The organism is Frankia canadensis, from assembly GCF_900197875.1.
Lineage (GTDB): Bacteria > Actinomycetota > Actinomycetes > Frankiales > Frankiaceae > Frankia > Frankia canadensis.
Map to the genome: position 1 here is coordinate 1 of NZ_FZMO01000110.1, position 12166 is coordinate 12166.

The following is a 12166-nucleotide window of genomic DNA, read 5'->3' on the forward strand; positions in this document are numbered from 1 at the left end:
CAGAGCCGGAGCCGGAGCCGGGGTCGGGGCCGGGGCCGAGGCCGAGGTCCCGGAAACGGTCCAGGTGATCGTGACCTCTCCGTTGCCGCCGTTGATGGTGCCGGCGTTGACTCCGGTCGTCAGGGTCGGGTTCACGATGCTCGACGCGGCGAACGAGCTACCACCGGCGCCTCCGCCGCCGGCGCCTCCGTAGCCGCCGAAGGTGCCGCCGCCGCCGGAGCCGCCACCACCGCCGAAGTAGCCACCGCCCGCACCGCCGCCGGCACCACCACCGGAGGTGGTCGCGGTCGGGTCCGAGCACGCGGGGGTGTACGTGCCGTTGCAGGGCTTGTTTCCGGCCCCGCCGGTCCCGCCGGCTCCGGAGATGCCGTCAGTACCGTCGCCGCCGCAGCGCGGATCGGTCAGCGGGTCGCTAGGCGCGGGGTTTCCCGCGCCATGACGGCATGCGTTCAGCCCACCGGTGCCTCCGGCGCTCTGGGTGCCGGCCTTGCCCGGGAGTCCGGCGTTGCCACCGTCCACGGTCGCCCCGGCGTCGGTGCCGGCGTCGCCCCCGGCCCCACCGAGCGCGTTGCCCTGACCGCCGATACCACCGCCGCCACCGCCGCCACCGGCGACCAGCACCCGGGTGGAGAGGCCACAGGCGAGCGTGACACACCCCGTCGTCGTGGTGCGTACGTCGGAGGCACCGCCGCCACCGGAGCCGTTACCACCGTTGTGTGCGGTTCCGCCGTTCGCACCGGAGGCATCACCGGACCCACCGAACCCGCCGAGTGCTCCCGATCCGCCGGACGGGCCGTTACTCATCCCGCCCGAGCGTGACGCCGCAGTGCCATCGGCGCCTCTGCCTGCCACGTCGACCTGCAGGACCTGTCCGCCGGTCAGACCCGTCAGCGTCCCCGTTGCCTGGCCACCGCTGCCGCCGGGACGTCCGGTGAGGTCCCCCGCGGGAGACGGGTGCGCGGCGTCACCAGCGATGTAGTAGTGCCCACCCTGGGCGCCGGTCACCGTGATCTCGACCGAGCTCACACCCGCGGGCACGGTGAAGGTGTCCGATCCGACCGAGTCATAGGTGCAGCTCATGGTCGTCGTGCCGGTCTGCGCACCGGTCTTCCCGCACACCGGCCCGGCTGCCACGGCCGGCGCCGGGGCGATCGCGATTCCCACCGGCCGTTCACCGACGGAAATCGGGGTTCCGGTGATGCCCGTGGCCACGTCGATCGGCGTCACCGAGTTGCTGTCGCGGTTGACCGCGTAGGCCGCCACGCCGTCCGGTGTCACCGCGATGGCGAACGGCTCGACACCTCCCGTCGAGATGGTGGCGCGAGGCGTGTTGGTGGCCACGTCGATCGGCGTCACGACGGCCTCGCGCTCATTGGTGACGTACAGGGTCTTGCCGTCGGGAGTCATCGCGATGCCGACGGGGCGGTCGCTCACCGGAATGGGTTTCTCGGCAGTGTTGGTGGCCACGTCGATCGGCGTCACCGTGGAACTGCCCGCATTGGCGTTGTCGACGACGTACACGGTCTTGCCGTCCGGCGTGATCGCGAGCCACTGCGGGTTGTTCCCGGCGGGGATCGGCGTGCCGGGGGTGTTGGTGGCCACGTCGATCGGCGTCACCGTGTTGCTCGCGGCATTGCCGACGTAGGCGGTCTTGCCGTCCGGCGTGATCACGACGCCGTGCGCGTCGGCACCTACCGGGATCCGGGCGCCGGGAGTGCCCGTGGCCAGGTCTATCGGCGTCACGTCATTGCTGGCGTTGTCCACGACGTAGGCGGTCTTGCCGTTGGGAGTCACCGCGACTCCGAACGGGAACTGGCCGACCGGGATCGGCGTGCCGGGAGTGTTGGTGGCCACGTCGATCGGCGTCACGGTGTTGTCGGCCCGGTTCGTCACATAGAGCGTCTTGCCGTCAGGCGTGACGGTGATCCCTCGGGGGCTGTTTCCGACCTTGATCGGGGTGCCAGCCGTATTGGTGGTGACGTCGATCGGCGTCACCGTGTTACCGGTGTTGTTGATGACGTAAGCCGTGGCCGCGGCCGGTTTCGCGCCCGGGCCCTGCGTCGGTCCCGAGGTCGGGGTCGACGTCGCAGTCGAGGTCGGAGTCGACGTCGGGGACGCGGAGGGACTGGTCGACGGCGTCGGGCTGGGCGACGCGGAGGTACCCCAGGAGATGGTGACCTGACCGTTCCCGGTGTTGATGGTCCCGGTGTTGACACCAGCGGTCAGAACGGCAGAGGTCACCGCGGCGGACGTGAAGGAGCTGCCGCCGCCGCCACCGGCCCCTGCGCCGCCGCCACCGATGCTGGTGCCACCGCCGCCCGAGGCGCCGCCGCCACCGAAGTAGCCGCCACCGCCGCCGCCACCAGCGCCACCGCCAGACTGCGTGTCATCGGGGTTGCGGCAGGGCGGGTTGTGCTCACCCAGGCAGGCCTGGTTTCCCACGCCGCCGACGCCGCCCGTGCCCGCGGCGCCGGCGGTGCCATCACCGCCGAAACGCGGATCGTCGGGATCGGGGGGAGGCGGTGTCGCGTGCCGTCCGGGGTTGAGGCCCGCGATCCCGCCCACGGCCTGGCTGCCGCCACCGCCAGGCGCCCCCGGGTGGCCGCCGTCGACGATGGAACCACCGGCATCGCCGGCAGCTCCGCCACCCGCGCCACCCGCGCCAGGAAGCGCGTAGCCCTGGCCTCCGGTGCCGCCACCGCCGCCGCCGCCCGCGCCGACCAGCGCCCGGTCGGACAGGGTGCACTTCAATGCCGCGCAACCCGCGGTAGCGATCCGTACGTCGGAGGAACCGCCGCCACCGGAGCCGTTGCCACCGTTGTTACTCGCGGTCCCGCCATCGGCCCCGCCGGCGTCTCCCTTGCCGCCGGCCACACCGCCGTTGGAGCCGCCGAACCCGCCCACGGCACCCTGCCCGCCGGACGGCCCGTTGTTCTTTCCGCCCGAGCGGCTGGCCGCAGTGCCGTCGGCGCCCTTACCGGCGACATCGACCTGCAGCACCCGGCCTGATGGCAGGCCCGTTATCGTGCCGGACGCCTGGCCGCCGCCCCCACCGGGACGGCCGGTTATGTCTCCTACCGGCGAGCCGCCGTGAGCGGCGTCACCGGCAAGAAAATAGTGGCCGCCCTGGGCGCCGACCACCGTGATCTGAACCCACCGTGCACCCGCGGGAGTCGTGAAGGTGTCCGACCCGACCGTGTTGTAGGTGCACGTCGTCCCGCTGAGGACGCCCGATTTCCCACATGGCGAAGGGCCGGACGGCTCGCAGCCGGTCAATCCCAGACTCACCGCCATGCCCAGCGCCGAAGCAGACCATGCGACGATATGGCGACGTCGCAGGATGCTGCGCCTCCGTTGACCGCGTGTTCGCGATCCAAACAAACCTACCAAGACCAGGCACCCTCTTAGCTATGCACCCTGAAATCGAAGTTCCAGGGATCCCAAATTTTTCTGCGTCCATCGATGGACGCCACCGACTCTCTCGGGCACGCGGAGAGATCACCTCGAACCGAGATACCAATCACCTGGGTTCGAGGTGTGGATTGTCCGGCCAGGCTGGTGAGGCCCTGCCCTGTATGCGCGATCATCGAGGCAGGTCGAACACGCCGGCCGGGCTGTCGCAGGCCGGCGGTCGAGGATCAGGTCGAGATGAAAGGATTACGTGGGACCGCGAGTTCTGGGTGTCCTCAGACGCCGTCGTTGACGCACAGCGCCCAAGCGTCGGAGTAGGTGCTCGGTGAGCTCATACCCCCGGTGTGGGTGAAGGCCGTCCAGTAGGCCGCCGTGGTGGTCCCGTTGCTCACCGGATTACCGCTCGAGTCACTCGGGTAGCTTCCGTTCAGATGGTCGCCGCCGGAGCCAGGTCCGGTGAAGTCGGTCGTGGTCACGCTGCCCCCGCTGATAGCAGCGCCCCCGCTGATCAGCTTTCCGTCCCCACTGGGGCAGTTGACCGTCACCTTCTGGCCCGTGCCACCCGTGGTCGGACCGCTCGCCTCGCTGTAGTGCACCTTCACCGTCACGCCACTGATATTGATGCTGTTTCCGCTGCAGATCGCGTAGACGTAGGTCTCGTTGGTGCTGTTGGTGGCGTTCGCCCACCCGACGGCGGTCCAGGAGTCGGGATTGGTCTCCCCATCGGCCGCGGCCTTCTGACCGAAGTCATGCGCGGAGTTGTTGAAGGTGGGAAAACTTGCGATCGTCTTGAAGTCGCCGGCACTGGCCGGGGTGGCACGCATACCGCCGCCGAGCAGGATCGTGTTCGACGGGCAGGTGGCGGTCACCCGACCCACCGTTGTCGCCGTGGTGGGTGCGTTGACCTTGTTCATGACCACCTGGGTGTGATTGATCAGGTTGCTGGTGAAGCACACCGCGTAAGGGGTCGTGGAGAAGGAGCTGTCAGCCTGGCCGCCGCTTCCACCGATCCCGAGCCAGTGGGTCACGTCCGTACCGACGACACCGGTGGTACCGGTGTACTCGGAGGTGCCGTCGGAGCTGGGCGAGGAACCCATCACGTGGTTGCCGTTGCCGGTGCCGGTGGCCTGGTTGATCCCACCACCGGAGATCAGACCGCTGCTGCAGTCCGCGTGGGTCGAGATCTCGGAGTTCGCGGTCGAGGGACCACTGGTGGCGCCAGGTGTTTTCACCGTGACAGCCACGGTGTTGGCAAAGGCGGCGGCCGGGAAGGCCACGGCCAGCGCGGCGCCCAGGACAAGGACTGTTCCCGTTGTGCGCGTGCGTACAGACAGATGTGCTCTCACGTCAACCTTTGCGTAGGGGGCGCGATGTGGGCAGGACCGCCACATTCACACCGGAAGAACAATTTCCGAGGTAGAGGCGCAGGTTGTGCGACGCTGCACAAGGTCCGCAGATGCGGCGGCATCGAGGGAAAACATCCGCATCCACGTCGAACTTCTAGTCTCCTTGCCGCTCCGTGTCAAGATGACTCAAGAGTCCGGATGATTTTTGATCTCGCTGCCGAGCTGGCCCATAGTCGGTGACCGGTCTGGACCTCAGCCCTCGGGCCTGCGGACAGCAGTGCTCGACCACCGGCGGCTCGGACACTCAATCCCATCGCAGGCAGAACCGGTGCAGCCCCAGGCGCGGCCGCCTGTGGGGACCGATGCGGGCGTGGCGGGCGGACCTGTCCAGTGGCGATTACCGTGTCTTTTGTCGTTGTCGGAGTGACTTTTCGCTTGGGTTTTTATGGGTGGCATGTGTGAGAGTTGATCGCAGTGGATCTACCGGTGGGCCATTCGGTCCGTACCTCGGGTTCGGACAACCCGCAGCTCACCGGTGTGCCGGCAGGGGCCCGGGTATGTGGACGTCCCGGGTCTGGCCCGCAGCGGTCGCGCCGCCCTCGATCTCCCAACATCACAGGGTCCCCCGCCCTGCGCACCAGCAGGCTCGATAAACGCGGCAAACAGTCGCACGCCGACACGGCGGCGGCGGTCGCCGGCATCGGCGGCCATCCATCGCATCCGCCGGCCAGCCCCGCCCCAGGGCGACGCCTGTCTGATCATCGTGCCGGTCCCGCCCACCTCACAGGAGCGACCCAGATCGGCACGCCCAGCCGCAGCCCGAGCTGGAAGACGTTGCCGAAGCGGCGCCTCCGGTGGCCTACCGGCCAGTCCAGGCGGGTGGGCGCATCTCCAGGAAGGCGCGGACGCCCTCGGCGGCGTCGGCGGAGTCGCGGATCGCGTCGAGGGCGCCGGCGGTGGCCTGCCAGCCGGCGGCGTCGGCGGCCGCGAGGCAGGCCCGCACGGCGCTCGGCGCGTTGCGACAGATCCGCTCGGCCGGCACGAGGGCGGCCTCCAGTGCCCGGCCGGGTTCGGCGAGCACGTTGACGAGGCCCGCCTCGTAGGCGCGCCGGGCGTCGAAGGGATCGCCGACGAGGATGAGCTCGCGGGCCAGGTTCAGCGGCAGTGTGCCCGCGGGCCGCGAAACAGCGCGCCACAGGTGGGGACGACGCCAATCGTCACCTCCGGCAGGCCGAACCTGGCGTCGGCGCCCGCCACGACGAGGTCACAGGCCAGCACGATCTCCAGGCCGCCACCGAGCGCGGGGCCCTCGACCGCGGCGATGAGCGGCGTGCGGCGATGAGCGGCGTGCGGCGATGCCGGCGGACCACGCCGTACTCCCCGCACCGCTCGGTGACGTTGTCGCCGCCGGCGGTCAGGTCGCTGCCGGCGCAGAACACCGTCGGGGTGCCGGTGAGCACGCCGACCCAGAGGTCGTCGTCGTCGAGCAGGTTCAGCGCGGCGTCGTCGTCCCCCCGGCCGGCGTCCGCCATCCGTCAGCGCCCGTCCGCGCGCGGCCCGACCCCGGCCGGGCGCCGGCCGAGCCGGGCCGCGAGCTCGACCACCGACCGCTTCGCCGCGTCGAGCTGCCCCCGGGCCTCGTCACGCAGCTCCGCCAGCGCCGGGATCCGCGAGGCGAGCGTCCCGTCCGTGGTCACGACCGTCACCTCCATGCCGCACGAACGCCCCAGCACCAGCTCGATCGGCGGCACGCTGTGGTCCCAGCCCTCCGTGGGGCTGCCGGATCCGTACGTCGCCCCGCGCGCGCTGACGATCACCACCGGCCGGCCGGCGAGCGGCCTTTCGGCACTGTCGAACGGCGCGGTGACGCCGAGGACGTGCACCTGGTCGAGCCAGGCCTTCAACGTCGAGGGCAGCGACCAGTTGTACATCGGCGCGCCGACGAGCAGCACGTCCGCCGCGAGCAGCTCCGCCAGCAGGGCGTCCTGCGCGGCCGCCGCGGCGGGGTCGGGGATCTCGCCCGGCCGGCGCAGCCGGGGCGCCCAGTGCAGCGCGGGGTGGTTCAGATGCGGCGGCGGATCGGCGTGCAGATCACGGTAGGTGACCGTGTGGGCGGCGCTGAGCCCGCGCCAGGTGTCGGCGAAGGTCCGGGTCAGCGCCCGCGTGGTCGACTCCCCCACGTCGGCGGACGAGTCGAGGTGCAGCAGTCCGGGCATACGCGCTCCTTGCACGGAACAGGGGCACGAGGCACGGAACAGCGGACACGGGCCGCCACGCGGCCCCGTACTCACGGCCGAGGCAGCGCCGACTCTACGCCACGTCGCGCCGCCCGGACGGTGGGACGACGGCGCCTGTCCGCATCCACGACCTTGACGCCATACGTGGCGGCTATCACAGTGTGGGCGAATAACAGAAAGTTCATTCGAATATTCGAACAATCCGCGACGCAGGCCACCCTCGGTGGACGGGGGTGCCCGTCTCATCGACATGGCACGGCCATCGAGGAGAAGACATGAGCGTGACGACCAGGCCCGCGCCCCCGGCTGGACGGCCATCGCCCGACCAGGTGGTCGACTTATGGCTGGCGAGGTTCGCCGCCGCGATGACCACTCCCGCGGCGCCGGGCCTGCGCGACCTGATCGCCCCCAACGGCTGGTGGCGCGACTTCGTCGGCCTCGACTGGCAGCTGGCCAGCTACCACACCCCCGAGGCCATCACGCGCTTCGTCGCGAGGGCACCGCAGTTCCCGTTCCTCTCCGTCCGCCGGACCGACGGCGTCGGCGATATCCACGTCGACACCGGCGAGGCGAGCTGGGTCGAGTGCTTCCTCACCTGGACGACGGCGACCGGCGAGGGGTCCGCACACGTCCGACTGGTGCGACAGCCCGACGGCGAGTACCGGGCCTGGACCGTACTGACGTCGCTGGACAGCCTCCGGGATCGCCCGCCGGCGACCCGGCATCGCCGCCCGCGCCCGTCCCGGGACGGCGCGCTCGCGCCGTGGCACCTCCGCCACGCCGCCCGGTCGGCCTTCGACCGACCCGATCCACAGGTCCTTGTCGTGGGCGCGGGTGGCAGCGGCCTCGCCGTGGGAGCACACCTGGAGGCCATGGGCATCGACACGCTGCTCGTCGAGAGGAACGACCGGATCGGCGACAACTGGCGCTCCCGTTACGAAGCCCTGGTCCTGCACTCCCCGGTGCACTCCGACCATCTGCCGTTCATGCCGTTCCCGTCGACCTGGCCGGTGTACCCGCCGAAGGCGAAGTACGCGGACTGGCTCGAGGCGTTCGGCCGGGCGATGGACCTCGGTGTGTGGACCGGTTCGGAGGTCGTCCACGCCCGGCTCGACCAGGCCGCCGGCATGTGGACGGTCCGGGTCATCACCCCCGAGGGCGAGCGGGTGCTGCGTCCCGAGCAGCTCGTCGTCGCCACCGGTTTCTCGGGCCACCCGGTCACGCCCGACGTCCCCGGCCTCGACCGGTTCCCAGGCACGACCATGCACTCACACCACTACCGGTCCGCCGCGGGGATGGCGGGCCGGCGGGCCGTGGTCGTGGGCGCCGGCACCAGCGCCCATGACATCGCCGAGGACCTCTGCCACGCCGGCGCCGACGTCACGATGATCCAGCGCACGGGCACCTACGTCATGAGCCGGGAGAACGGCAACAGCATCCTGTACGAGCCGCAGTTCCACGAGGACGCGCTGCCCCTCGAGTACACCGACCTGCGCGCCCTGTCGTTCCCCTGGCCGCTGGCCATGCAGCTCGCGCCCGCGCAGACCGCCCGCATCGCCGAGCTGGACCGGGACCTGCTCGACGGCCTGCGCGCCGCCGGTTTCGCGCTCGTCATGGGCGATCCGGACATCGGCCCGCAGGGCGGCCTGTTCTCGCTCGGGATCCGCCCGGGCGGCGCCGGCGGGTACTACGTCGACGCGGGCGCCTCACAGCTGATCATCGACGGTCGGATCAGGGTGCACTCGGGCGCCGGGCTGGTCGGCTACAGCGAGACCGGCGTCCTGCTCAGCGACGGCGCCGAATATCCGGCGGACCTGGTCGTGCTGGCGACGGGGTACGTCAGCCTGCGCGAGGGGTCACGGTTCTACCTCGGCGACGAGATCGTCGATCAGACCGACTCGCTCGGCGGCCTCGATCACCGCAATGAGCGGGGCCTGCAGTGGCAGCCCTCCGGCTTCCCGCAGCTCTGGTACACCGGCGGCGGTCTCATCGAGGTCCGTCCGTACTCGAAGTACGTGGCGCTGCAGGTCGCCGCGGATATCGACGGGACCAACGGCCGCAAGGCGGAAGCACGATGACCAGTGATTCCTTCCGCGCCATGGCCGACCGGATCCGCAACTGGGGCCGGTGGGGCGAGGACGACGAGCTCGGCACCCTCAACCTGATCACCGCCGACAAGGTGCGGCAGGCGGCCGCACTCGTGACCGAGGGAAAGGTCTTCCCCCTCGGCATCAGCATCGGCGAGACGGGCCCGCAGGAGTTGTTGTTCCGGCGAAATCCGCTGCACATGATGACGATCGACGGAGGCGACGCCCGCTCGCTGGTCCGGATCGGGCCGGAATGGGCCGCCCACCCGCGTGCCCAGGAGGTCGCCGGCTTCCTCGGCGGCGACCTGCTCCGGTTCAACGACGACTTCATCGCGATGCACCTGCAGTCGGCCAGCCAGTGGGACGCCCTCTCCCACGTCTACTACGACGAACGCATGTACAACGGCTATCCGGCGTCGGCGGTGACCAGTTTCGGCGCGTCCCGGCTGAGCATCGACCGCGTCGACGTCAAGGGCATCACCTCCCGCGGCGTCCTGCTCGACCTCGCACGGGCACGCGGGGAGGAGCTGCACTGCCAGCACGGCGAGCACATCATGCCCGACGAGCTCACCGCGGCCGCCGCGGCGCAGGGCGTCGAGGTCGGCCCCGGCGACATCGTCCTGGTGCGGACCGGCTGGATGACGAAGTTCCGCACCACCCGCGACACCTCGCCGTCGGCCGGGCTGAACTGGCGCTGCGCCGAGTGGCTGCGCGAGCGCGACGTCGCCGCCGTCGCCGCCGACAACTCCCAGGTCGAGGATCCGGTGTCGGATCTGGCCGGGAACATGCTGCCGATGCACCTGCTGTGCCTGCGCGACATGGGCCTGGCGTTCGGCGAGTACTGGGATCTCGACGCCCTCGCCGACACCTGCGCCGCCGACGGGCGGTGGGACTTCCAGCTGGTCGCCCCGCCGCTGCGCATCACCGGCGCGGTCGGCTCGCCCCTCAACCCGATCGCGCTGCGGTAGCGCGCTCCGCCTCCCCAGCAAACCAGTGATGTTCCCCAGGAAACAAGTCATGAAACGAAAGGCGGGCAGCTGATGGCACCCAGAACGGCGATCGTGACGGGGGCGGCGTCGGGCATCGGCCTCGCGACCGCCAACCGGCTCGCGGCGAGCGGATGGCGCCTCGCCCTCGCCGACCTGGATGTCGACGAGACCCACAAGGCGATCGACTTCGACCCGGCGGACCATCTGGTCCAGGCGACCGACATCAGCGATCCCGCCACGGTCGCCGCCCTGTTCGGCCGGGCCCGGGAGGTCCTCGGGCCGGTGGGCGCCGTCGCCAACGTCGCCGGGGTGACCCTGGCGGTGGACGCGCGGCTCGAGGACGTGTCGCTGGAGACGTTCGACCGGGTGATCGGCGTGAACCTGCGCGGCACGTTCGTCATGTGCCAGCACGCGGTCGCGGCACTGCGCGAGTCGGGTGGCGGCGCCATCGTGAACGTCGGCTCGGTGGCCTCCGTGCTCGGTACGGGCGGCGCCGCCTACGTGTCGAGCAAGCACGGCATCGCCGGCCTGACCCGGCACATCGCCTACCAGTACGCCGCCGAGAACATCCGCGCCGTCCTGGTCGCCCCGGGGCCCACCGCCACCCCGATGATCGAGATCGCCCGCGCCAAGGCGGGCGCGGCACCCACCCGCCAGGTGCCAGGCAGGATCCCGCGCGACGCGACCGCCGACGAGGTGGCCTCGCTCATCGCCTACCTGATGAGCGACGACGCCGCGATGGTCACCGGCACCGTCTTCGCGGTCGACGGCGGGATGTCGCAGCACTGATCACTGGACGAGCACGGCTCACTGGACGGCCACGGCTCACTGGACCGCCACGGCCGACCTGAGGTGCCCGGCCACCTCGGCGATCCGTGGCCCGCTCAGTGGCGCCGGCAGGTTGAGCACCACCAGGGCGAGTTCGGTCCGCGCCTGCCTGCCGATGACCGGGACGCCGATCCAGTCGACCTCGATGGGCGCCGGGTCCTCGAAGTCGAGCAGCAGGTATCGGGCCCGCCGCAACTCGCCCATCAGGTGGTCGACGACGCCCTGGTCCTTGGGGTCGCCGAACTCGAGGACGCCGAGAGCACGCTCCAGCCGGGCCTTCGCGTCCACCCGGGCCGCCGCGGCGAAGCCGTTCGACCGCAGCAGGTCGACGGCGCTGAGGTGGAGCTCCACCTCAGCCGCGGACAGCGGCGGCCGCGCCCGGTCGAGCCATGCACGGATCTCCGACATCTGCCGGCCCGCCATGAACAGCGTCCCCATGGGCGGCGAGAGCGGAAGGCGCTCGCCCACGCGGCACAGCGTCGTCACCCGCGCGGGCTCGCCGGCGAGGGCGAGCGGGACGATGAAGCCACCGAGATCCGCGCTCACGACGCAGTGCGCCTCGAACTCGCGCGCGAGGCGGTCCATCACCGGCCGCAGGGCGTCCACCAGCGGGCCGTGCGGTCCCAGGGCCGCCTGGCCCACCCCCGCCAGCGCCGGCCCGAGCCGGTAGTGCAGGCTTCCCGGGTCACGCAGCAGGTAGCCGGCCTCCAGCAGGGTCTCCACGATGCCGTGCAGTGTCGACTTGCTGATGTCGAGTTCCCGGGCCAGCTCCGACAGGGAGAAGGACCGGTGCCGGTGGCGGGCCAGGAAGTCCAGCACCAGCACGACGCGGCGGGTCGGGTTCGACTGCGCCCCCCTGGATGGCGCCCCCTTGGACGGTGTCCCCCTCGCCGGCTCGGGCTCGCGCATGCGCTCACCATCCCATCGGCCGCGCGGGCGGGGCAGGGCGGGCGCCGGCGGGTTCACTCGATGGTCGCTTGGCATCCTCCCCGGCCTGAAGCTGAAGGCCGGGGATTCCCGTGCCTCGCGATACGGGTTCCTGCTTCATCAACAGATGCCTCCCCGTTCTAGGAGCGGGGTGGTCTCACTCCGTCTCCACAGGCTGACACCGCGAGCCCCGCGGCCAGAATGTTCCGTGCGGCGTTGACGTCCCGGTCGTGGTTGGTGCCGCAGGAGCGGCAGGTCCACTGTCGGACGTCGAGCGGCAACGATGCGACCAGCGCCCCGCAGGACGAACAGGTCTTCGAGCTGGGATACCAGCGGTCGAC

Annotated in this window: 10 protein-coding genes; 3 read left to right on the forward strand and 7 right to left on the reverse strand. The window is 71.0% G+C overall.

The window, feature by feature from the left end; genetic code table 11:
* From C1A33_RS10955 to C1A33_RS10970, 5 genes are all read right to left on the reverse strand, one after another.
* A partial coding sequence (locus C1A33_RS10955) for a beta-propeller fold lactonase family protein (protein WP_279354609.1) occupies nt 1-3000 on the reverse strand: 3000 nt, incomplete at its 3' end.
* Nucleotides 3001-3686: 686 nt separating this feature from the next.
* Nucleotides 3687-4643, reverse strand: a complete 957-nt coding sequence (locus tag C1A33_RS10960; RefSeq protein ID WP_243407421.1) for a hypothetical protein — start codon at nt 4641-4643, stop codon at nt 3687-3689.
* 973 nt (nt 4644-5616) lie between these two features.
* The gene (locus tag C1A33_RS37400; protein ID WP_341477212.1) at nt 5617-5955 is read right to left on the reverse strand and encodes an enoyl-CoA hydratase-related protein; all 339 of its coding nucleotides are present in this window, start codon (nt 5953-5955) and stop codon (nt 5617-5619) included.
* A complete protein-coding gene (locus tag C1A33_RS37405; RefSeq protein WP_279354610.1) occupies nt 5913-6143 on the reverse strand; it encodes an enoyl-CoA hydratase-related protein in 231 nt (76 codons plus the stop codon). Before C1A33_RS37405 ends, C1A33_RS37400 begins: the two co-directional genes overlap by 43 nt.
* A gap of 149 nt (nt 6144-6292) precedes the next feature.
* The gene (locus C1A33_RS10970; RefSeq protein WP_101831411.1) at nt 6293-6973 is read right to left on the reverse strand and encodes an FMN-dependent NADH-azoreductase; all 681 of its coding nucleotides are present in this window, start codon (nt 6971-6973) and stop codon (nt 6293-6295) included.
* Nucleotides 6974-7269: 296 nt separating this feature from the next.
* Here C1A33_RS10970 and C1A33_RS10975 point away from each other — a divergent pair, with 296 nt between their 5' ends.
* From C1A33_RS10975 to C1A33_RS10985, 3 genes are all read left to right on the forward strand, one after another.
* Nucleotides 7270-9072: a flavin-containing monooxygenase gene (locus C1A33_RS10975; protein ID WP_101831412.1), complete on the forward strand. Its 1803-nt coding sequence runs from the start codon at nt 7270-7272 to the stop codon at nt 9070-9072.
* Complete coding sequence (locus C1A33_RS10980) at nt 9069-10049, forward strand: cyclase family protein (RefSeq protein ID WP_101831413.1); 981 nt, start codon at nt 9069-9071, stop codon at nt 10047-10049. Before C1A33_RS10975 ends, C1A33_RS10980 begins: the two co-directional genes overlap by 4 nt.
* Nucleotides 10050-10121: 72 nt before the next feature.
* A complete protein-coding gene (locus C1A33_RS10985) occupies nt 10122-10859 on the forward strand; it encodes an SDR family NAD(P)-dependent oxidoreductase (protein WP_101831414.1) in 738 nt (245 codons plus the stop codon).
* 36 nt (nt 10860-10895) lie between these two features.
* Here C1A33_RS10985 and C1A33_RS10990 read toward each other — a convergent pair whose 3' ends face one another.
* Nucleotides 10896-11807, reverse strand: a complete 912-nt coding sequence (locus tag C1A33_RS10990) for a helix-turn-helix domain-containing protein (protein ID WP_165818329.1) — start codon at nt 11805-11807, stop codon at nt 10896-10898.
* A 158-nt stretch (nt 11808-11965) separates the two neighbouring features.
* On the reverse strand, nt 11966-12166 hold a 201-nt coding region (locus tag C1A33_RS10995), incomplete at its 5' end, for a zinc ribbon domain-containing protein (protein WP_133150641.1).

Excerpts from the sequence above, each read along its gene's own strand:
- C1A33_RS10970 (WP_101831411.1), bottom strand. The coding sequence starts at position 6,973 with ATGCCCGGACTGCTGCACCTCGACTCGTCCGCCGACGTGGGGGAGTCG.
- C1A33_RS10975 (WP_101831412.1), top strand. The coding sequence starts at position 7,270 with ATGAGCGTGACGACCAGGCCCGCGCCCCCGGCTGGACGGCCATCGCCC.
- C1A33_RS10980 (WP_101831413.1), top strand. The coding sequence starts at position 9,069 with ATGACCAGTGATTCCTTCCGCGCCATGGCCGACCGGATCCGCAACTGG.
- C1A33_RS10985 (WP_101831414.1), top strand. The coding sequence starts at position 10,122 with ATGGCACCCAGAACGGCGATCGTGACGGGGGCGGCGTCGGGCATCGGC.
- C1A33_RS10990 (WP_165818329.1), bottom strand. The coding sequence starts at position 11,807 with ATGCGCGAGCCCGAGCCGGCGAGGGGGACACCGTCCAAGGGGGCGCCA.